Origin of the sequence: Nocardioides jishulii (genome assembly GCF_006007965.1) — a bacterium.
Taxonomy (GTDB): Bacteria; Actinomycetota; Actinomycetes; order Propionibacteriales; family Nocardioidaceae; genus Nocardioides; species Nocardioides jishulii.
Genome location: NZ_CP040748.1, coordinates 3,242,546 through 3,262,834 on the forward strand (window position 1 = coordinate 3,242,546; position 20,289 = coordinate 3,262,834).

The following is a 20,289-nucleotide window of genomic DNA, read 5'->3' on the forward strand; positions in this document are numbered from 1 at the left end:
GCGGGGTGGCCGCGCAGCAGGCACTCTTCGTCCATGGGTCGACGAGGCGTTCTGGCAGTGGTGGTGCTCACGGTGGCTCTGGCGGTGACCAGCGGTGGCTGGTACCTGAGCGCCAACGGCGGCCACGAGGAGGAGTTCGCCTCCTGTCGCTTCGAAGGCAACACCCTCGTCCTGACCTACCTGCACGGTGTCAGGACGAGAGTCGAGCCGAGCATCGACGCCAGAGGTGGCGACCTGGTCGTGTCACTGCGTACGCGCTCCGGCGGCGGCGTGCAGCCCGCGATCGCGCTCTTCGGCGAGGTGCAGTTCCAGTCGTTCAGCGGGCCCACCACCGTGCGCTACCCCGACGGCCGTGTCCTCGACTGCGGGCACACCGAGAGTGAGACGAAGGCACGTCTCCCGCGGCCGCGCACCAAGGTGGGCAAACGCTGATCCTGGCCCCGGCCTGGCCCTACGACCGTGGGAGCTCCATCTCTGGCGAAGCGGGGCTGCCCCCTCCTGGAGTGAAAAGTCACGACTTCACGTGTGGGCCACCGGCATCGTGGCGCTCTTCGTCATCGTCGGCGACAGCTACACCAAGACACGGCGCCTGCTCGGGACGCGCGCTCAGTGAGCGGCGTCCACAGCCTCCGTGCCACCCACCGGCACCACCGTCGCGCGCGGGCCGCGGAAGAGCACGTACGAGGTCAGCGCGCCGAGCACCATGACCCCGGCGGCCACGACGAAGACGTCGCCGTACGCGTTCGCGAAGGCCGGCATCTGGCCCGTGCCCTCGGCGAGGGCGTCGGCCACCGACGAGGTGTAGAGCGCCGTGAAGACGGCCACCGCGACCGAGCCGCCGACGTGCATCGAGGCGTTGGCGAACGCCGAGGCGACACCGGCGTCGTGCGGGTCGACGCCCGAGAGGGCCAGGTTCTGCAGCGGCACGAAGATCAGCGAGAAGCCGAGGCCCATCACGACCAGCCCGGGCAGCACCTCACTCCAGTAGCTGCCCTCGGCGGTGATCCCGCTGAGGAAGAGGAGGCCCGCCGCCGCGAGCAGCGGTCCCACGGTCAGCACCATGCGCGGGCCGAAGGTGGTGAAGAGCTTGGTCGAGATCGGCGCGGTCGCCATGATCACGACGGTCATCGCCACGTTGCCGAAGCCCGCAGCCAGCGGGCTCATGCCGAGCACGATCTGGAAGTGGAAGGTCAGGAAGAGCATCGCGCCGACCATGACGACGCCGACGAAGGACTGCAGCAGGAAGGCGCCGCCGCGCGTGCGGTCACGTACGACGCGCAGGGGCAGCAGCGGGTGGGACGTGCGCGTCTGCCACCACAGGAAGGCGACCATCAGGACGGCACCGGCGGCCAGGAAGCCCAGGGTGTCGACCTCGAGCCAGCCGTGCTCGGCGAGCGCGAAGCCGTAGACCAGCGAGGCGAGCGCGAGCGCCACCAGGACGGTGCCGACGAGGTCGTAGCGGGTGTCGCCCTCGGCCTTGCTCTCGACGAGCAGGAGCTTGCCGCCGATGAGTCCGGCGACCACGAAGAAGAGGTTGACCAGCAGGCACCAGCGCCAGTCGGCGTACTGGGTGAGCGCGCCACCGAGCAGGAAGCCGAACGCGGCACCCGTGCCCGCGATGATGCCGAAGACGGCGAAGGCGACGTTGCGGTCGCGACCCCGCGGGAAGAGCACGGAGAGCATCGCCAGCGCGGAGGGGGCCAGCAGCGCCGCGAAGACGCCCTGGAGTCCGCGCGCCGCGATCAGCTCGGTGCCCGACTGGGCCAGGCCGCCCCACGCGGAGGCGGCGCCGAAACCGACCATGCCCACCATGAAGGTGCGCTTGCGTCCCCAGTAGTCGGCGATGCGGCCGCCGAGCAGGAGCAGCGCGGAGAAGGTGATCGCGTAGGCCGTGACGACCCACTGGCGCTGGCTGTCGTCGATGCCGAGCTCGGCCTGGGCGGCCGGCAGCGCGATCGCGACGATGGTGCCGTCGAGCACCACCATCAACTGGGTGAGGCCGAGGACGACGAGCGCCCACCAGCGGGTGGAGGGGTTGGGCAGGGCTGAAGACACGCAAAACTCCAGAGGATTCGTGACTGCTCTGGAGGTTTCCAGCCTCGGACACACCACGCTCAGCGCGGGTGCCAACACCCGGTCCGAACCGAGTCAGGGGAAGAAACTATCGCGCCGGGGCGTCAGGATCCGCACGGACGGAGCGGTGACGTACGCAACACGGGTCGCGTCAGTCCCGCGCCAGGCGAATGCCCAGCGTCACGCCGGCGGCCACCATCGCCATGATCCCAACGCCACCGATCGCGTAGGCGAAGCCCAGCACGAGCTCGGGGTCAGCGCTGTTGCGCAGGCCGCCGTGGACGACACCGGCCACGAACAGGAACATGGCTCCCACGAGCATCATCACGATCACACGCATGCCGCACACACTCGCACGAAGAGCACGGTCTCAGGCAGCGACGCGCTGCCGCCTCCGCGCCCACCAGCGCTCCGCGGCGGCGCACCCCCACCAGACCACGGCCACGGCCAACCCGCCCGCGATGATGTCGACCACGTAGTGCTCGGCGTAGTAGACGAGCATGAACGACATCGCCGCCGGATAGAGCAGCAGCGCCCAGCGCCACGGCGAGCGCCAGCGGCTGATCAGGTAGACCGCGACGAAGATGGCGATGGCGGCGTGCAGCGAGGGCATGGCAGCCACCTGGTTGCCCACCGCCGAGAAGCGCTGGTGCCACGTCCCGACCGGGTTCAGGTCGTACCACCCACGCGCGGTGATGCGTTCGACCGTGTCGGGCACGTGACCCTGCTGCGCGGCCATCCACGGCGGCGCCATCGGGTAGAGGACGTAGATGACGAGGGCGACCAGGTTGAGGCTCAGGTAGCGGACGATGTAGCGCAGCCACTCGGCGCGGTCACGCAGCCACAGCACCACCGCGACGGCCAGCCCGACGAAGAAGTGGGAGACGTACACGGTCGTCAGGACCACGTCGTACCAGGCGGGTTGCGAGGTGCGCGAGCACGGCACCCCGCACAGGTGCTCCTGGAGGTACGCCGTGGGCAAGGTCCCGCCGAACAGCCACCGGTCGGCGGTGATCGGCTCGGTGACGTGGACCGAGACGATGCCCAGGTCGTCGGAGAGGCCCCGCCCGAAGAGGTAGAGCGTGAGCACCGCGACGGCCGGGGCCCAGTCGCGGATGAAGGCGAGGTGCACGCGCATCGGCGCGCGGACGTTCCAGGCGATGGTCGCCAGCCAGAGCCAGAAGATCGCGAGGTGCACCTGCTTCGGCGGACCGAGGCTCCCGACCCACACCGCCAGGGCGATCGCCCAGACCAGGAGGGCCAGGACGCGGACCCGGGCAGACGTGATCGCCGGGGCCCGCTCCTCCGTCAGTTGCACCATGCAAGCCTCCCTCACGTCCGGGGTCGGGGAACACCTTGGCACGGAGGGCGAGGTCTTGGCTCCCCCTCTTCCCACGCAGGGACGGGGTCAGGACGACTCCGCGAGGAGCAGCCGCGTCCACAGGTCCGCCAACCGTTCGCCGTAGGTGGCCGGCGACCAGCCCCGCGCGACGGTGAGGACGTAGTACTCGGGGGCGTTCGTCGTCCACAGCAGGTCGGCCACCTCGTCGTCGGTGAGGTCGTCGCGCACCTGCCCGGTCGAGCGCAGGTCAGCGGCCAGCTTCACCATGTTGGCCCGACGACGCTGCCCGATGGAGTCACGCAGCGCGGCACAGTCGGGGTCGCTGAGCGCCGCCTGCGCCAAGGCGTCGAAGAGCGGCGCGACCCGGGGCATCACGCGGCCCAACGCCGTGGCGTACGTCGTCAGCTTGAGCCGGGCGGTGGGCGCGGCGAGCGTGGCCCGCACATAGTCGCGCTGCTCGGCGACGACAGGGTGGTCCTCGTCGGCGAGTGTCATGTCGATGACGGCCAGCAGGAGCACGGGCTTCCGCCCGACCGTGGCGTAGAGGGTGTCGACGTTGACGCCAGCCGCCCCAGCGATGTCGGCGACCGTCGTGGCGGCGTATCCCCGGGACGTGAACTGCTCCCGGGCCGCGGCGAGGATCGCGGCCTGGGTGGCGGCGGCCTTCTCGGCGCGCTTGCCCGGGCGGTAGGACCTCTTGACTTCGTCACCCATGACGAGGAGCGTACAAAACATCCGAAGAAGTTTCGGATCAATATGGCGGCGACGTACTGAGTACGAGGTGGCGGACATGAGCGGGGACGAGCGGAACGGCACGGCACAGGCATCGACACAGGCGGCAGCACCGGCAGCGAGGGCTGCCACCACGACCGAATCGGTGGTCGTCCGACGACCCGGCGAGGGGCCCGCGACCTGGGCGATGGGATCGCTCTTCGAGCACCTCGTCAGCGCCTCCGACACCGGCGGGCGGCTCGGCGTCTCGCTGGTCACCCAGCCGCCCGGGATCGCCACGCCACTGCACCGGCACACGAAGGAGGCGGAGGCGTTCCTCGTCCTGGAGGGACGGGTCAGCTATCGCGCCGGCGACGAGACGTACGAGCTCGACGACGGATGCTTCATCTACCTTCCGCCGACCGTGCCCCACGCCTTCCGGATCCGCGGCACCAGCCCGACCCGGTTCGTGGCCTTCACCGCACCAGGCGGGCTGATGGGTCTCTACGACGAGGTCGGCATCCCCGCGGCAGAACGGCGCCTCCCCGGCGCTGACGGCCAGTCCCCTGAGGTCGAGCTGCCGAAGTGGGTCGAGGTCGGTCCGAGGTACGGCCTCGAGGTCGTCGGCCCGGGGATCCCGGAGTAGCCACCGCGGTCAGGCCAGGTCGAGGAACCCTTCCGCGACCATCTCGCGTACGGACGGCAACACCTGGGCGCGCACCGCGACCGGGTCGGAGTCGAGGAGGCTGGCCACCGCGTCGAGGATCTGGCCCACGGTCAGGTCGCCGTCGCAGGCACCGACCAGCGCGGCCTCGAGGGTGTCGACCTGGCGGGCGCGCCGCATGCCCCGCTGCTGACGGAGCACGATCGTCTCCGGGTCTTCCGCGCCGGGCGATCCCTGCGTCTCCTGGCGTACGTCGCGGCGCAGCACCAGCCGCTCCTCGGCGAGGTCGTGCACCCCGGCGAGCGCGTCGTGGGTGGCCTCCCACTCCTCGATCGCGGGGGCGATGGGCTGCTCGACGTCGTAGGGCCACTCGACGAGCTCGCGGGCGGTGCCGCCGCGGCGCACGTTGATCCAGCCGAAGCCGACCCCGGCGATGCCCTGCGCCTCCATCCAGCCCAGCCAGGCGTCGTAGCGCGCCAGGTAGTCGGGGCCGCCGTGCAGGCCGGCGTCCTTGAGCCACAGCTCGACGTAGGCAGCCGGGTCGAGGACCTCGCGCTGCACCACGAACGCCGACGTCTCCTCAGGCAGCCAGCTGGCCAGCCGGTCGTCCCAGTCGGTGCCCTCGGCGACGACCCAGTTGGCCAGCACCTGGAGCCAGCCGCCGTCGGTGAGGTGCTCGACCCCGCGGCGTACGACGTGCTCGACGACCTGGTCGCCGGGCAGGCCCGAGTCGCGGTAGACGAGGCGCTCGCCGGTGGCCGGGGAGATGACGAAGGGCGGGTTGGTGGCGATCAGGTCGAACTTCTCGCCCGCCACCGGCTCGAAGAAGGAGCCGTCGCGCACGTCGACGTTGTCGATGCCGTTGAGCGCCATGTTGAAGCGGGTGATCGCGAGCGCACGGGCGTTGACGTCGGTCGCCACCACGGCGTCGCTGTGCGCGGCGAGGTGGAGCGCCTGGACCCCGCAGCCGGTGCCGAGGTCGAGGGAGCGGCCCACGGGCGTACGCATGGTGAGCTGCGCCAGCGAGGTCGACGCCGGGCTGATGCCGAGCACGTAGTCGCCGTCGACCTGGTTGGGCCGACCGTCCATGCCGGGGGTGAGGTCGGAGAGGATCCAGCGGTCGCCCGCTCCTGCCTCCTCGCCCGCGTCGTCGGTGGCGTAGGGGCGTACGTCCAGCCTCGCGCGCACCTCGTCGCCGGAGACCTCCACCACGCCCGCGCCGGCGAGCCGGGAGAGCAGCCCCGGCAGCGCCGCCTCGGCGTGGTCACGGGTGACCGGGCGCTGGAGGGTGAAGAGGCGGGTCAACGTCTCCAACGGGCTGCCGCCGCGGGTGGCCCGCTCGCCGGGCGTGGTCTCGTTGCGCCCCAGCGCCTCGTGGGCGCGGACACCGAGCACGTCGGCCACCGAGTCGTACGTGAACGAGGCGGCCCCGAGGGCGTCACGCAGGAGGTGGGGCAACTGAGCGTCGTCGAGGCGTTCGACAGGCTGACCAGACATGGGTCCATCCTCGCAGGGATCGCTGCCGACCTGCGCCAGGGACAGCGCCGCGTGCCCGTGGCGGAGGTGGCGTGGGCCCGCTCACACGAAACGGGTGCGGGACGCCCTCGAAGGGTGAACGCGAGGGTGAACGGCACGCGATCGGACCCGTCCCGCCTCGACGCGGGCCAAGGATCGGACGGAGGCCGCTGCCCGGCCCCTCCCCGCTTCCGAAAGGTCTCGTCGTGACATCCCCCGCCGCCCCGTCCCCCACCACCGCCAGCACCCTCACGCCCACCCGGCGAACGGTCCTGGGCGCTGCCGCCTGGACGGTCCCGGCGATCACCGTGGCTGGGGCCGCACCGGCGTACGCCGCGTCACGCTGCGTGACGACGAGCCACACCGTCTCGTGGTCCGCGGCCATGTGGACGCCGGACGCCACGAACCAGAACGCCACCCGCGGCACCATCCCCGCGGTCTCGGGCACCCCGGGAGCACCCGCGGTGACGTTGACCGTGACGCGTCAGTTCTTCGGCAACATGGTGGCGGCAGCGCAGAACCCGCTGATGAACATGCAGATCAGCAGCGACACCGTCGGCGGCACCGGCGCTCGCGGCCTGACGCTGCTGCAGCAGCAGAACCAGTCGACCGCCAACCCGGGGGCTGGCCAGAACGTGCACGACCACCGCCAGACCGTCACGTTCACCTTCTCCGAAGAGGTCAAGAACCTCAGGTTCTCCGTCACGGACGTCGACAACTACTGGCAGGGCACCAACCCGGCCAACAGCCGCCAGTACCGCGACCGCGTCTACGTCTCGGGTGCTCCCACCGCGACCACGTCTCTGCTGGGGTCCGGCACCCAGAGCGACCCCTGGCACCGGCCCGATTCGCTGGGAGCGGTCGACAACGCCACCAGCGGCGAGGGCAACGTCACCCTCGACTACGGCAGCACCGCGCTCCAGCAGGTGCAGATGACCTTCTTCAACGGGTACAACCGTCCGCTCGTCAGCAACGGCATCCACGCGGTCTTCATCTCCTCGATGACCTTCGACGTGGAGACCTGCGCCTGACGCGTGCGCCGCGTCAGATGCCCAGGCGCTCAGATGCCCAGCCGCTTGGCCTTCACCACGGCCTCGGCCCGGGTCTTGACCCGCAGCTTGCGGTAGGCCGACGCCAGCTGCGTCTTGATTGTGTTGGGTGACAGGTACAGCTCCTCGGCCATCTGCTGGCGCGTACGCCCCTGGCGAAGCAGCCGCAGGACGGTGACCTCGGCGGGGCTGAGCTGCCCGTCGAGGGGCTCGACCACCTCCACGAGGGGGAGGTCGTGCTCCTCGACCAGTGCCGCAGCCCGCTGCAGCACCGGGTCCTGGCCCAGCGGGCTCTGCGCCACCATGTCGAGCGTACGAGGGCTCAAGTAGCACAGCTGGGTCAGCAGCCCTCGCTCGAGGACCTGGCTCAAGGTGCCGACCAAGAGCGACCAGCCCTCGTCCTCACGGCCGGTCCCGATCAACGCCTGCGCCCGGAGCAGTCGCAGGGCGAGCGCTGCGCGGAGGTCACTGCACGAGTCGAGGTCCTCAGCGGGGTGGGAGACCGTCAGCTCGTCCAGGAGCGAGACCGCGTAGAGGTCGCGCCGGCGAGCCAGGACCACGCGAGGGCTGGTCGAGCTGGCCTCGTCCGGCCGCGGGGGACCGGCTGGCCGACACATGAGCCGAGCCTCGTCCAACGCGACCGCCTGCCATCCGTCCGCGCCCGCCACGGGCAGTCCCGCGGCGGCCACGTCCTCACACAGGTCAACAGCCCGGGCTCCACGCCGGGTCAGCACCAGGTGCTGCACCTGGGCATGGAGCGCCACCGACCAGAACTCCAGGTGCGCCAGGGGCGACGGCTTGCTCCTGCGCATCTCCTCGGCCCGCTCGAGCTCCAGTCCCTCGAGGCAGCAGAGGTAGTCGACCAACCACCCGGTGTCGTCGACGAGTGCCTCGACCCAGCTGTTGGTCCGCTCGATGGCCTGCGCCTGTTCCCGCCACTGACGCGCGTCTGCGACATCTCCTGCCAGCGCATGGGCCAGAGCCAGCTTGAGCGCGGCGTCGCGGGCGAGGAACGGGAAACGTACGGGGCGGCGCGGAGCGGTGGCCAGCAGCAGGGACGACCGCGACGAGCCGAGGTCGCCGGCGAGGAGGGCACTGATCCCCATCTGGAGCAACCACATGTTCGCCTCACCGTCGGTGGTGTCCACCAAGACCCCGCGCAGGGCACGCACCTCCGGCTCGCACCGTCGCAGCATCTCCAGCGACGCCACCGCCCTGCCCCGGACCCTGAGGTCACCCGCGCGTTGGCCGATGAGACCGAGCCTGTCGCGGGCGCGCTCCGGGAGACCGTGGCGGCGTCGGGGAAGCACGAGGTCGCGGACGTCGGCGCCCGTCAGCCCGGCGAGCTGCACCAGGCCGGAGCCGGCGACCCGACCGACCGCGTACTTCTCGAGCAGCCTCCGGAGGTCGGAGGGATCGAACGCGTACCAGAGCTCCAACCAGTGCTGCTCGAGCAGCTCGAAGGCGTCGTCGAGCCGGCCTGCCTCGAGGTGGTCCCCGAAGGCCAGGGCCCCGGGGGTCGGCTCGAAGGCACACGACACGTCGTCGTCCAGCACGGACCGCTCCTCGTCTGCAAGGCTGCTCAGCCCCGAGAGAACGGGCACCCTAGCAGTCGCCGTGGCGCCGCCGGACGGCCAACACGCCGCGTCGCCCGCCCTCGGAGAGGTGGGCCACACGGCGTGCTGCTGCGTGCGAGCGTCAGCCCTGGTTCTGGATGATCGTCTCGTAGCAGTTGACGATGGCGTTCTCCATCTTCTTCTGCGAGCCGGCGTCGAGCGAGGTCTCGCCCGTGCGCATCAGCGGGACGAAGAGGCTGCGCACCTGGTCCTCGCTGATCTTGCCCTCGAGGCAGTCCATCATCCCCTCGGGCAGCGCGAGCTCGCTGTCGCCCAGCTCGGTGATGACCCGGTCGCGCATGTCGACTCCGCAGTCGACGAAGTCGTCGAAGAGCTCGTTGGCCTCGGCCTCCGTGAGGTCGAGCTCCTCGAAGGTGAGCTGCGCGGCGTCGCGCTCGAAGTCCTCGGGGTCGTACTCGTCGGACACGCGATCGACGCCGACGCGGTCGACGAACCTCTCGGCGACGCAGTCGGCCTGCGACTTGGTCAGCGGCTGGGTCTCGGCGGACGAGAGCCCGGAGCTCATCGAGTCGACGTAGTCCTCCTCCGAGGCGCCACCACACGCGGACAGGACGAGCGCGAGGACCGGCACCAGGGCCATCGATCGGATGCGCAGCTTCATTGGACGGGGCTCCCTCTCCTCGGGGCGCTGTCCGCCCCGCTCGCGACGACCCTAGAGGGTCAGGGCACCGCGAGGTAGACCGAATCCCGCCCCGCCGGACGTACGCGGCCTCAGCTCACGGACTGGTGACGGGCCTCTGACCGTGTCGCCATGCCGCTCTCCCGACTCGTGGACGAGGCCACCACACCGATGATCACGACGACGGCCACCGCGGCGATGCCGTAGCGCAGCACCATGTTTTCGTCGGCGCCCATCGAGAGCTGGACGATTGTGCCCGCGATGATCAGCGACACCAGGTTCATCACCTTGAGCAACGGGTTGATCGCGGGACCGGCAGTGTCCTTGAAGGGGTCACCCACGGTGTCGCCGATGACGACGGCCGCATGGGCCTCCGACCCCTTGCCGCCGTGGTGGCCGTCCTCGACCAGCTTCTTGGCGTTGTCCCACGCGCCGCCGGAGTTGGCCAGGAAGACCGCCATCAACGTGCCGGTGCCGATCGCGCCCGCCAGGAACCCGGCCAGCGCCTCGACCCCGAGGCCGAACCCGACCGCGACCGGGGCCATCACCGCCAGTACGCCGGGCGTGACCAGCTCCCGCAGCGAGTCGCGGGTGACGATGTCGACGACCTTGCCGTACTCCGGGCGACCAGTGCCCTCCATGATGCCGGGGATCTCGCGGAACTGGCGGCGTACCTCCACCACCACGGCCCCGGCTGCGCGGGCGACGGCGTTGATCGCCAGGCCCGAGAAGAGGAAGACCACCGCACCACCGAGCAGCACGCCGACCAGGATCACGGGGCTGAAGACGGTGAAGTCGAGGGCCTCCGTCGCGCCGGACTCGGTGAAGGCGATGGAGACCGAGGTGGCGTACGACCCGAACAGCGCGGTCGCCGCCAGCACGGCGGTGGCGATCGCGATGCCCTTGGTGATGGCCTTGGTGGTGTTGCCGACCGCGTCGAGCTCGGTGAGGATCTGCGCGCCCTCCGGGGAGACGTCGCCGGACATCTCGGCGATGCCCTGGGCGTTGTCGGAGACCGGTCCGAAGGTGTCCATCGCGACGATCACGCCCACGGTGGTGAGGAGTCCGCAGCCGGCCAGGGCCACGGCGAAGAGCGACACGGTGAGCGTCGCGCCACCCAGCAGGAAACCTCCGAAGACCGCGGCGCCGATCACCAGCGTCGTGTAGACCGCCGACTCGAAGCCGACGCTCAGGCCCGACAGGATCACGGTGGCCGCACCCGTCTCCGACGTCCGTCCGATCTCGCGGACCGGTCGGTGCTCGGTGCCGGTGTAGAAGCCGGTGAGCGTCAGGATCGCGGCGGCCATGACCACGCCGATGAGGACCGCGGCCGAGGCGATCAGGCGCGGGTCGCCCGAGGCGTCGGCCATGTCGGCGCCGGTGACGTTGTCGAACCCACCGAACGAGGAGGGGAGGAAGACGTAGGAGAGGACGACGCAGCCCAGGGCTCCGACGGCGGAGGAGATGTAGAAGGCCCGGTTGATGGTCTTCAGGCCGTTCTCCCCGGCCTTCGCCTTGGTCAGCATGATGCCGAGCACGGCCGTCAGCGCTCCGACTGCCGGGATCAGCAGCGGGTAGACGAGGCCGGCGTCGCCGAAGGCCTGCGACCCGAGGATGAGCGCGGCGACCAGCGTGACGGCGTACGACTCGAAGAGGTCGGCGGCCATGCCGGCGCAGTCACCCACGTTGTCGCCGACGTTGTCGGCGATGGTGGCGGCGTTGCGGGGGTCGTCCTCAGGGATGTTCTGCTCGACCTTGCCGACGAGGTCGGCGCCGACGTCGGCGGCCTTGGTGAAGATGCCGCCGCCGACACGCATGAACATGGCGAGCAGGGCGGCCCCGAACCCGAAGCCCTCCAGGACGTGGGCGGCCTCGTCACGGAAGATCAGCACGACGGAGCTGGCGCCCAGCAGGCCCAGGCCGACGGTGGCCATGCCGACGAAGGCGCCGGTGCGGAAGCCCACCGTCATGGCGGCCTCGCGGCCCTCGGTGTCGGCGGCGGCCGCGACGCGCAGGTTGGCCCGCACGGCCAGCGACATGCCGAGGTAGCCGATGGCGGACGAGAAACCGGCCCCCAGGAGGAAGAAGACGGAGCGCCCGATCCGCACGCCCATGTCGGCCGCGGGGAGGGCGAGGAGGACGAGGAAGGCGATGACCGCGAAGACAGCCAGGGTGCGGAACTGCCGAGCCAGGTAGGCGTTGGCGCCCTCCTGGACCGCCAGGGCGATCGTCTTCATGCCCTCGGTGCCTTCATGGGCCGCCAGCACCTGGGACCGGAAGAACGCCGCCATCGCGAGCGCGGCGAGCGCGATCACCAGCACGACGACCACCAGGGCAAGGTTGCCGCCCGAGAGCTCGGGGGTGGGTCCGTCGACTGCTGCAGCAAGAACCGTCATCTGCGCCTCCGTGGCTGGGTGTCGGATGCCTCGACACTCTACGCAGGTGTGACCTACCTCACGCCAGCCCCAATTTTCACGTGGGTGCGCCTGTCAACGTGGGGAAACGTGGGGACGCCTGCGGCAGGGTCCGGAAGGGAACGGTCGGAAAATGACCGCACCCGCGTACCGGGGGTACGCGGGTGCGGGTGGATCGAGGAGCCAGCGTCGCCAGCAGGAGCGGTCGAGGACCACTCACTGGGCCAGCGCGGTCTCCTGGTCAGGGTGGATGTCGAAGACCTTCGCGAGGCCCGTGATCCGGAAGATCTTGAGCAGACGGTCCTGCGCGCACACCAGCGACATGGACCCGTCGTGGGAGCGGACCTTCTTGAGGCCGCCGACCAGCACACCGAGACCGGTGGAGTCGAGGAACTCGACGGCGCTCAGGTCGACGACGAGGTCGTAGGCACCTGCCGCCACGAGGTCGGTGATCGTGTCGCGCAGCTTGGGGGCCGTGTAGACGTCGATCTCGCCCCCGACGGAGATGACGGTCCGACCGCCCTTTTCCTGGGCGTCCAGCGTCAGGTCCATGGTGTGCTCCTCCCGGTTCGCACCCGGCCCCATGCCGAGCCACCTCTCGGGCTCGACCCGAGTGGCTTACGGCAGGCTAACAAACGCCGAGGCAAAACCGTCGCCCCCACCAGACAGACTGGTGTCGTGCCCCCCACTGACCACCGCATCGCCGACGTCGTCGAGCGCCTCGCCGCCGTTCCTGGACGTGAGGAGCGGCTGCGACACCTCGAGGTGCTGCCGGCGCGCGAGGCGACGGTGGCGCCGTGGCCCGAGTGGGTCGACCCGACGGTGCGCCACGCCTTCGAGGCGCGAGGGGTGACCGACCCGTGGCTCCACCAGGTGCTCGCCGCGGAGGCGGTCCACGCCGGCGACCACGTGGTGCTCGCGACCGGCACCGCGTCGGGCAAGTCGCTCGCCTACCAGGTGCCGGTGCTCTCCGGCATCCTCGGCGCGCGGGGGTCGCGCGACGAGCGGGGCGCCACCGCCCTCTACCTCTCCCCGACCAAGGCGCTCGCCCAGGACCAGCTCGCCGGGCTGACGGCGCTGCGCACGGGCGTACGCGTCACGACGCACGACGGCGACAGCAGCCGCGAGCAACGCGACTGGGCGCGCGACCACGGTGAGTACCTGCTCACCAACCCCGACATGCTGCACCGCTCCCTCCTCCCCTCGCACCACCGCTGGGCGCGCTTCCTCGCCAAGCTCCAGTGGGTGGTGGTCGACGAGTGCCACCACTACCGCGGCGTCTTCGGCGCCCACGTCGCCCAGGTGCTGCGGCGTCTGAGGCGCATCGCCGCCTCGTACGGCGCGTCCCCCACCTTCGTGCTCTGCTCGGCGACGGTGGCCGAGCCCGAGGTGGCCGCCCGCCGGCTCACCGGCCTCGACCACCTGGCCCTGACGGCCGACCACTCCCCGCGCGGACGGGTCTCGATCGGGCTGTGGGAGCCGCCGCTGACCTCGTACGCCGGTGAGAACGGCGCCCCCGTGCGCCGCGCCGCCTCCTCCGAGACCGCCGACCTGCTGGCCGACCTCGTCGCCGAGGACGTCGCCACCCTGGCGTTCGTACGCTCGCGGCGCGGCGCCGAGCAGGTCGCCGTCCGAGCGCGCGAGCTGCTCGCCGACGTGGACCCCTCCTTGCCCGGCCGGGTGGCCTCCTACCGCGGCGGCTACCTGCCGGAGGAGCGCCGTGAGCTGGAGGAGTCGCTGCGGGCCGGTCGACTCACCGGGCTGGCCGCGACCAACGCGCTCGAGCTCGGCATCGACATCTCCGGGCTCGACGCGGTGCTGATCGCCGGTTTCCCCGGCACCCGCGCCGCGCTGTGGCAGCAGGTCGGGCGGGCCGGACGCGACGGCCAGGACGCGATGGCGGTCCTGGTGGCCCGCGACGACCCCCTCGACACCTACCTGGTCGCGCACCCGCAGGCCCTGCTCGGCGCCCCGGTGGAGGCCACGGCCTTCGACCCGGACAACCAGTACGTGCTCGCGCCGCAGCTCTGCGCCGCCGCCCATGAGATCCCGCTGACCGAGGCTGACCTCGACCTCTTCGGACCCCAGGCGCGCGCGGTGGTCGACGGGCTCGTCGCCGCCGGCCTGCTGCGCAAGCGGCCGAAGGGCTGGTTCTGGACCGACTCCTCGCGCCCCAGCGACCACACCGACATCCGCTCCACCGGCGGCGCCGCGTTCTCGCTGATGGAGGCCGAGAGCGGGCGCGTGGTCGGTACCGTCGACGCCGCATCCGTCCACAGCACCGCCCACCCCGGCGCGGTCTACGTGCACCGGGGCGAGACCTGGCTGGTGGAGGAGCTCGACCTCGACGACTGCCTGGCCGTCATCACCCGGCGCGACGTCGACTTCTCCACGTCGGCGCGCGAGACCACCGACATCACCATCGCCGCGACCCGCGAGCGGGTCCCGTGGGGCGACTGCACGTTGCACTTCGGCGACGTCGACGTCACCAGCCAGGTCGTCTCCTACCTCGTACGCCGTCAGCCCTCCGGCGAGGTCGTCGCCGAGCACCCGCTCGACCTGCCGGCGCGCACGCTGCGTACGACGTCGGTCTGGTGGACCGTGCCGGACCACGCCCTCGAGGCCGCCGGTCTGGACGCGGTGGACCTGCCCGGTGCCGCCCACGCCGCCGAGCACTGCTCCATCGGACTGCTCCCCCTCTTCGCGACCTGCGACCGCTGGGACATCGGCGGCGTCTCCACCGCCCGCCACCCCGACACCGGGGTGCTGACCGTCTTCGTCCACGACGGCCACCCGGGCGGTGCCGGTTTCGCGGAGCGCGGGTTCCACGCCGCCCGGCGCTGGCTCACCGCGACCCGTGACGCCATCGCGGCGTGCGAGTGCTTCGAGGGCTGCCCCTCCTGCATCCAGTCGCCCAAGTGCGGCAACCAGAACAACCCGCTCGACAAGGCCGGGGCGCTGCGGTTGCTGGACGTGCTGCTCGCGGGGGCGCCACGCGAGGCGTGAGGGCAGGGCTGTGCGGCAGCCGGAGGCGGAAACCTCTTCTCTCGGGCGCGATGAGTCAGTAGCGTCAAGAGCATGGTGGCTCTCGGACTGGTGCTCATTGTGGTGGGGCTGATCGCGGTGCTCGCGGCGCTCTTCGTCTCCGAGGGGTCGGCCGAGCTGCTCGGTATGGACCTCACCGCGCTGACGATCTTCCTGGTCGGCCTGGGCGCCGGGATCTGCCTGCTCTGGGGCTTCGTGATCCTCAAGTGGGGCACGCGTCGCAGCATCGCCGCTCGCAAGGAGCGCCACGAGCTGCGCCGCCAAGGTGGCCAGCCCGCGACGCCGCCGACCAGCCCCGACGTGGGCCCCTGACGCTGCTGGCTCCCGACCCCCAGTCGGTCCCCACCGATCCCCAGCCGGGCCACTCAACCCCAGGTCCCTGGGTCGCGGTCGCCACTCATGCCGGCCCCGCCTCCGCCTGGCCGAGCAGCTCGTCGTCGAAACCGCCCCATGCGGGGCCGCGTACGCCGGCGACCACGCGCACCCGCCGATCGGTGACGCGGCAGCGTACGAGCCGGGCACCGTTGAGCGCAGCCACCTCCTCCGCGCGCCCGCAGCCGTCCTCTCCCTTCTGCAGCGCGGACGCACCCGCCAGGGCCGCCAGGTCGGCGGCTGCCTGGGCCTTGCGGTGGGCGTGCAGCAGCCCCACGCACGCAGCCATGACCACGGCGAGGGTCAGCAGGACGGTGGCCGCGGTCAGCACCAGGATGGTGCCGGCCCCGCGCTCGCCCGCGCGCTGGTCGCGGGTCATGGGGCACCCTCCAGCACGGCGACGGCCTCGGCGTCGATCGGCACGGCCGGCAAGGACGCGAAGAGGCCACCCGGTCCGCGCACCCGGGCGGTGACCCGGACGCGTACATGACCGCCCTCGTGGGCGACGGCCACGCGGGCCGAGGTGGGGGCGATCCGCTCCCCCACCTCGACCGCGTCGGCGACCGCGTCGCCGCGGGCGACCGCCCGCGCGGTCTCGCGCGCCGCGTCGACGGCCCTCACCTGGGCGGTGCCCGCGGAGAGCAGCCACACCAGCCCCACGGTCAGCGCCCCGAGCAGCGGCAGCCCCAGGGCGATCTCGGCGGTGACCGCGCCATGCTCCCCGCGCCTCATCCCAGACCCAGCAGCGAGAGCACGTGGTCGAAGAGCGTCTTCAGCAGCTTGTCGCCGAAGCCACCGGTGAGCATGGCGAAGAGGAGACCGGCGAAGCCTGCTCCGGCCGCCGTTCCGACGGCGTACTCCGCCGTGGTGATGCCCTCCTCGGAGCTGCGCGGCCCCTCGACCTGCGCCCGCCCGACCTGCGCCCGCCCGACTGGCCCTGCGTCGCGGTCATGCTGTCCTGCCATCGTTGCCTCCTTGGTGTTGCGGCCGCGTGTTCGGCCCTTCTCCACCTTCGCCACCGCGGAGCACCCCTGCTGGCGCTCATCCACTGCTCGCGGGCCGCGTCCGTGGTGTGCACGACTCACGGCGCTCAACCCCACGACAAGCTGCTCACCAGTCCGGCCACCACAGGGACGATCCCGAGCAGCAGGAAGGCCGGGAGCAGGCACAGCCCCAGAGGCAGGGCGGCGCGCACGCCGACGGTGCGGGCGAGGTCCTCGACCTCCGTACGCCGTCGCGCGGCCAGGTCACGGGCGAGCTCGGCCACCGCGTCGGAGACCGCGGCGCCGGTGCGGTGGGAGCGCGCCAGCCGTCGTCCCAGCGGACCGAGCACCGGGTCACGCGCCAGCTCGTCCCAGACCTCGGCTGGGTCGGTACCCCACGCCAGGCGTGACGTCACCGGCCGCAACCGCTCCGCCACGGGGCCGGGACTCGCCTCGCAGGCCGCCGTCAGCGCGGCTGTGGGGGACGCGCCGGCCCGCAACCCCGCTCCGAGCAGGAGGACGAGGTGGGGCAGGTCGCGCGCCACCTGCCGGTCGGCACGCTGCGCGACGAGCGCTGGCCCACGTCGCAGGACCCACCCGCACCCCAGGGCGACCACCACGGTCCACACGAGGGCCGCCGGGCGCGGACCAGCGAGCGCCAGACCCGCCACCGCCCCTGCACCCAGGCACAGCAGGACCCGGGCCACCCGCGACGACTGCGCGCCGCCACCGGGACGCGCAACGCGGGGCCGCGGAGGGTGAGGGCGGCCGAGGAGCAGCAGCGCGACGGCCCACGCCGTCGCCGCCACCACCGCGCTCACGCCCGGGCCTCGACCGCGTCGGCGATCCGTTCGATCCAGACGAGGCCGGCGGCCATCAGTGCCAGTCCCGCCAGACCGCACAGTGCTCCCCCGACGCCGCCGAGGAAGAACCGCCACGGCTCGGCTCCGCTCCACGTCACGACGACCAGGGCGAGCACCGGCAGCCCGACCAGCATGCGCGCGGTGGCACGGGCCGACGCGAGCTCGGCGCTGACGACCCGGCGCGTGGCCGCCTCGCGCCGCAGCTCCTCGGCGACCGCCTCGAGGGCGTCGGCCAGCCCTTGTCCGCTGCGGTGCGCCACCTGCCACGCTCCCGCGATCCGCGCCAGGGGCACCACCCCGGTGCGTCGCAGCGCGGCGGGCACGTCGGCACCCAGGTCGTACGCCTGGACCACCGGCCCCAGCTCGGGGCAGACCTCGCTCGCCCAGCGCAGGGCAGAGCCGGGGTCGCGTCCGACCCGCAGCTCCTCGGCGAGCACGCTGCACGCCTCCCCGGCCCGCGCCGACCGCGCCAGTCGTTCGGCACGCGCCCGACGAGGGAGCTGCCAGGTGATCCTGCGCGGGCGACTGCCCACCGGGCGGACGGGACGCACCAGGAGGACCGCGCAGCCCAGCGCCACGGCCGCCACCCAGCCCGCGATCCCACTCATTGCCCCACTCACCGCCGCCCCTCCAGCCGATCGGCGAACAACCCGGCTCCGGGTCCTTCGCGGACCCGGCCGTCGCGCCCGAACTCCAGGGCCCAGAGCGCCTCCGCACCACGGTCGCCCAACCGGGGCACTGCGACCTGGGCCAGCCGACGCCGTCCGTCCGCCCCGCGCGTGACGTGGAGCAGCACGTCGACGGCGGCCACGAACTGGGCGGCGGCCGCGGCCCGGTCGATCCCGGCGGGAGCCGCCAACGCCTCGATGCGCGCCGGCACCTGCTCGGCGGAGTTGGCGTGGAGCGTGCCGCAACCACCCTCGTGGCCGGTGTTCATCGCGGCCAGCAGGTCGACCACCTCGGCACCGCGCACCTCCCCCACCACCAGCCGGTCGGGCCGCATGCGCAGGGCTTGTCGCACGAGGGTGCGCAGCGACACCTCACCGCTGCCCTCGGTGTTGGCCGGGCGCGCCTCCAGCCCCACGACCATGGGGTGGTCGGGGCGCAGCTCGGCGGAGTCCTCGACGACCACGATCCGCTCGTCGGGCGGCACCAGGCCGAGCAGCGTGGTGAGCAGCGTGGTCTTTCCGCTCCCCGTGCCACCGCTGACGAGGTACGCCAGCCGGCCGGCGACCAGGTCACGCAGCAGCCGCGCCCCTGGCGGCGTCACCGTGCCGGCCTCCACCAGCTCGTCGAGCGTGAAGCTCCGCGCCCGGGGGATCCGTAGCGAGACCGCCGTGCCGGGATGGGCGAGCGGCGCCAGCACGGCGTGGAAGCGCGCCCCCTCCGGCAGGCGTACGTCGCAGAACGGCGACGCGTCGTCGAGTCTCCGCCCGCCTCGCGCGGCGAGTCGTTGCGCGATGCGTCGGACCTCGTCCTCCGAGGTCAGGACCACGTCGGTGGCCTCGATGCCGCGACCGCGGTCGACCCAGACCGGCCCGGGCCCGTTGACCAGGACGTCGGTGACGGCCGGGTCGGCGACCAGCGGGGCGAGGGGGCCGAGCCCGTGCGCCGTGCGCAGGACGTGCTCGTGCACGTCGCTGACGGCCGCTGCGCTGACCGGCAACCCGAGTCGTTGCAGGGCGCGCGCGATCCGGTGCGGCGTGAGCTCACCCCCGTGGCGGACCAGGTCGTCGCGGACCGCGTCGGCCATCTCCACGCTCATCGCGTCCCCTCGTCGAGCAGCACCTCGTCCAACAGGGCGCCGAGCGCCCGCGCCCAGGCACCTCGCCGTGACGGCACCGGCCCGAGCCCCAGGTCGACGGCCTCGTCGAGCCCGCGGCGGGTGGGCAGGCGGGTGAGGAGTGGGGCACCGGTGGCGCTGCGCACGGCGTCGTCGCCGAGTCCTCCACGGCGCGCGACCACCTCCGTCCCTGCTCCGATCTCCACCACCTGCCGCGAGGCGGCTGCAAGGCCGGCCACGGACGGCAGCGCCACCAGCAGCCGTCGGTCGGATCGCGCGAGCACCTCGCGAGCCAGCGCCACCTGGCCGCGCGGCAGGTCCACCACCACCAGGTCGTGACCGCGCCGCGCCGCCTCCACGACGTCGCGTGCCACCGACGGGGGCAGGGGCTCCGCGGCACCGACGACCAGCCCGATGCCGTCGTGGCGCGGCACGGCCTGGGCCAACGAGGTCGAGGCGATCCGACCGGGTGAGGCGACGATCTCCGGCCATCCGAGACCCGAGCGTTCGTCCACCCCGACCACGCGGTCGAGCCCCGGACCCCACGGATCGCAGTCGAGTGCCATCACCCTCAGTCCCCGACGCCCGGCCACCTGGGCCAACCCAGCCGCGGTGGTGGTGGCGCCCGCCCCGCCCGATCCGGGCACGAGCGCAACCACCCGTCCGGGCGGGCCACTTGCGGCGCGCTCCTGGAGCAGGTCGCCCAGCCAGTCGCGCAGCTCGTCGAGGCCCGTCACGCTCTCGACGCCGAGCCCGACCCCGACGCGGTAGTGCTCGGTCAGCGGGGCTCCGCGACAGAGCAGGTGCACGCCGGAGCGACGGCGTGGCCCCGCCGCCAGAGCGCCTCCGAGCGCGTCGTCACCCACCAGCACCAGCCCCGCCGACGGCCACCGCTGCAACGCCTCGGCCACCGGCGGCACCTCGACCGTGCGCCCGGCCCCTGCGGCGCACCGCTGCACCTCGTCCACGAGCGCCGCGTCCTGCGAGACCACGAGCACATCGGCTGCGTGCGGGTGCTCCTCGCTCCTCTCCCCAGACCTCTCCCCGAACCTCATGCACCGACCCTGTCGACCCCACACCACCGGCGCCGACACCCCCGACCGCGGCTGTGGAGCGGGCCCCAAAGCCCCTCCTGTGGAGGTCCAGCGGCCGCCAGGAATGTGACGTGGCGCACGCCACATTCCTCCACCAGCCACTCAACTGTGACCCGCCAGTGACA

At 72.3% G+C, this 20,289-nt stretch carries 21 protein-coding genes; 5 read left to right on the forward strand and 16 right to left on the reverse strand.

Translation table 11 applies throughout. The features are described 5' to 3' along the window. Positions 1 to 33: 33 nt before the first annotated feature. On the forward strand, positions 34 to 432 hold the full coding sequence (locus tag FCL41_RS15445; RefSeq protein ID WP_137064800.1) for a hypothetical protein: 399 nt from the start codon (positions 34 to 36) through the stop codon (positions 430 to 432). A gap of 174 nt (positions 433 to 606) precedes the next feature. Here the strand turns inward: FCL41_RS15445 and FCL41_RS15450 are convergent, their stop codons facing one another. The 4 genes from FCL41_RS15450 to FCL41_RS15465 form a co-directional block, all read right to left on the reverse strand. Continuing rightward, positions 607 to 2,055, reverse strand: coding sequence for an MFS transporter (locus FCL41_RS15450; protein ID WP_212723058.1), 1,449 nt, complete (start codon positions 2,053 to 2,055; stop codon positions 607 to 609). 169 nt (positions 2,056 to 2,224) lie between these two features. Beyond that, positions 2,225 to 2,413 carry a hypothetical protein gene (locus FCL41_RS15455; RefSeq protein ID WP_137064799.1) on the reverse strand — a complete coding sequence of 63 codons (189 nt, stop codon included), beginning with the start codon at positions 2,411 to 2,413 and terminating at the stop codon, positions 2,225 to 2,227. 30 nt (positions 2,414 to 2,443) lie between these two features. Then, on the reverse strand, positions 2,444 to 3,394 hold the full coding sequence (locus FCL41_RS15460; RefSeq protein WP_137064798.1) for a phosphatase PAP2 family protein: 951 nt from the start codon (positions 3,392 to 3,394) through the stop codon (positions 2,444 to 2,446). Between the two features lie 87 nt (positions 3,395 to 3,481). Continuing rightward, positions 3,482 to 4,129 carry a TetR/AcrR family transcriptional regulator gene (locus FCL41_RS15465; RefSeq protein WP_212723057.1) on the reverse strand — a complete coding sequence of 216 codons (648 nt, stop codon included), beginning with the start codon at positions 4,127 to 4,129 and terminating at the stop codon, positions 3,482 to 3,484. A 76-nt stretch (positions 4,130 to 4,205) separates the two neighbouring features. On the opposite strand from FCL41_RS15465, the gene FCL41_RS15470 reads away from it, so the two are divergent. Then, positions 4,206 to 4,772, forward strand: a complete 567-nt coding sequence (locus FCL41_RS15470; protein ID WP_137064796.1) for a cupin domain-containing protein — start codon at positions 4,206 to 4,208, stop codon at positions 4,770 to 4,772. Between the two features lie 9 nt (positions 4,773 to 4,781). On the opposite strand, the gene FCL41_RS15475 is transcribed toward FCL41_RS15470, so the two are convergent. Beyond that, positions 4,782 to 6,287, reverse strand: coding sequence for a DUF7059 domain-containing protein (locus tag FCL41_RS15475; RefSeq protein WP_137064795.1), 1,506 nt, complete (start codon positions 6,285 to 6,287; stop codon positions 4,782 to 4,784). Positions 6,288 to 6,511: 224 nt separating this feature from the next. On the opposite strand from FCL41_RS15475, the gene FCL41_RS15480 reads away from it, so the two are divergent. Continuing rightward, positions 6,512 to 7,336 carry a hypothetical protein gene (locus FCL41_RS15480; RefSeq protein ID WP_137064794.1) on the forward strand — a complete coding sequence of 275 codons (825 nt, stop codon included), beginning with the start codon at positions 6,512 to 6,514 and terminating at the stop codon, positions 7,334 to 7,336. Between the two features lie 29 nt (positions 7,337 to 7,365). Here FCL41_RS15480 and FCL41_RS15485 read toward each other — a convergent pair whose 3' ends face one another. The 4 genes from FCL41_RS15485 to FCL41_RS15500 all read right to left on the reverse strand — a co-directional run bounded on the left by FCL41_RS15485 (position 7,366) and on the right by FCL41_RS15500 (position 12,576). Beyond that, positions 7,366 to 8,910, reverse strand: a complete 1,545-nt coding sequence (locus tag FCL41_RS15485; RefSeq protein WP_137064793.1) for a helix-turn-helix transcriptional regulator — start codon at positions 8,908 to 8,910, stop codon at positions 7,366 to 7,368. Between the two features lie 142 nt (positions 8,911 to 9,052). Next, complete coding sequence (locus FCL41_RS15490; protein WP_137064792.1) at positions 9,053 to 9,592, reverse strand: hypothetical protein; 540 nt, start codon at positions 9,590 to 9,592, stop codon at positions 9,053 to 9,055. A gap of 110 nt (positions 9,593 to 9,702) precedes the next feature. Continuing rightward, positions 9,703 to 12,006 carry a sodium-translocating pyrophosphatase gene (locus FCL41_RS15495; RefSeq protein WP_137064791.1) on the reverse strand — a complete coding sequence of 768 codons (2,304 nt, stop codon included), beginning with the start codon at positions 12,004 to 12,006 and terminating at the stop codon, positions 9,703 to 9,705. Between the two features lie 234 nt (positions 12,007 to 12,240). Continuing rightward, the gene (locus FCL41_RS15500; protein WP_137064790.1) at positions 12,241 to 12,576 is read right to left on the reverse strand and encodes an STAS domain-containing protein; all 336 of its coding nucleotides are present in this window, start codon (positions 12,574 to 12,576) and stop codon (positions 12,241 to 12,243) included. A gap of 126 nt (positions 12,577 to 12,702) precedes the next feature. Between FCL41_RS15500 and FCL41_RS15505 the strand changes: the two genes are divergently transcribed. After that, the gene (locus FCL41_RS15505; RefSeq protein ID WP_239021678.1) at positions 12,703 to 15,030 is read left to right on the forward strand and encodes a DEAD/DEAH box helicase; all 2,328 of its coding nucleotides are present in this window, start codon (positions 12,703 to 12,705) and stop codon (positions 15,028 to 15,030) included. Positions 15,031 to 15,102: 72 nt separating this feature from the next. Then, a complete protein-coding gene (locus FCL41_RS15510; protein WP_137064789.1) occupies positions 15,103 to 15,381 on the forward strand; it encodes a hypothetical protein in 279 nt (92 codons plus the stop codon). Positions 15,382 to 15,466: 85 nt separating this feature from the next. Here FCL41_RS15510 and FCL41_RS15515 read toward each other — a convergent pair whose 3' ends face one another. The 7 genes from FCL41_RS15515 to ssd form a co-directional block, all read right to left on the reverse strand. Next, entirely contained in the window at positions 15,467 to 15,820 is a 354-nt protein-coding gene (locus tag FCL41_RS15515; RefSeq protein ID WP_137064788.1) for an Rv3654c family TadE-like protein, read from the reverse strand. Further along, positions 15,817 to 16,173 (reverse strand): TadE family type IV pilus minor pilin, encoded by a 357-nt coding sequence (locus FCL41_RS15520; RefSeq protein ID WP_137064787.1) that lies wholly within the window; start codon positions 16,171 to 16,173, stop codon positions 15,817 to 15,819. Before FCL41_RS15520 ends, FCL41_RS15515 begins: the two co-directional genes overlap by 4 nt. Beyond that, positions 16,170 to 16,406 carry a DUF4244 domain-containing protein gene (locus tag FCL41_RS15525; RefSeq protein ID WP_137064786.1) on the reverse strand — a complete coding sequence of 79 codons (237 nt, stop codon included), beginning with the start codon at positions 16,404 to 16,406 and terminating at the stop codon, positions 16,170 to 16,172. The genes FCL41_RS15520 and FCL41_RS15525 overlap by 4 nt, the downstream gene beginning before the upstream one ends. Before the next feature lie 125 nt (positions 16,407 to 16,531). Beyond that, the gene (locus FCL41_RS15530) at positions 16,532 to 17,245 is read right to left on the reverse strand and encodes a type II secretion system F family protein (RefSeq protein WP_170970175.1); all 714 of its coding nucleotides are present in this window, start codon (positions 17,243 to 17,245) and stop codon (positions 16,532 to 16,534) included. After that, positions 17,242 to 17,895 carry a type II secretion system F family protein gene (locus FCL41_RS15535; protein WP_137064784.1) on the reverse strand — a complete coding sequence of 218 codons (654 nt, stop codon included), beginning with the start codon at positions 17,893 to 17,895 and terminating at the stop codon, positions 17,242 to 17,244. Before FCL41_RS15535 ends, FCL41_RS15530 begins: the two co-directional genes overlap by 4 nt. Positions 17,896 to 17,903: 8 nt before the next feature. After that, complete coding sequence (locus tag FCL41_RS15540) at positions 17,904 to 19,052, reverse strand: TadA family conjugal transfer-associated ATPase (RefSeq protein WP_137064783.1); 1,149 nt, start codon at positions 19,050 to 19,052, stop codon at positions 17,904 to 17,906. Further along, positions 19,049 to 20,125: a septum site-determining protein Ssd gene (gene ssd, locus FCL41_RS15545; RefSeq protein ID WP_170970174.1), complete on the reverse strand. Its 1,077-nt coding sequence runs from the start codon at positions 20,123 to 20,125 to the stop codon at positions 19,049 to 19,051. The genes FCL41_RS15540 and ssd overlap by 4 nt, the downstream gene beginning before the upstream one ends. Positions 20,126 to 20,289 lie beyond the last annotated feature (164 nt).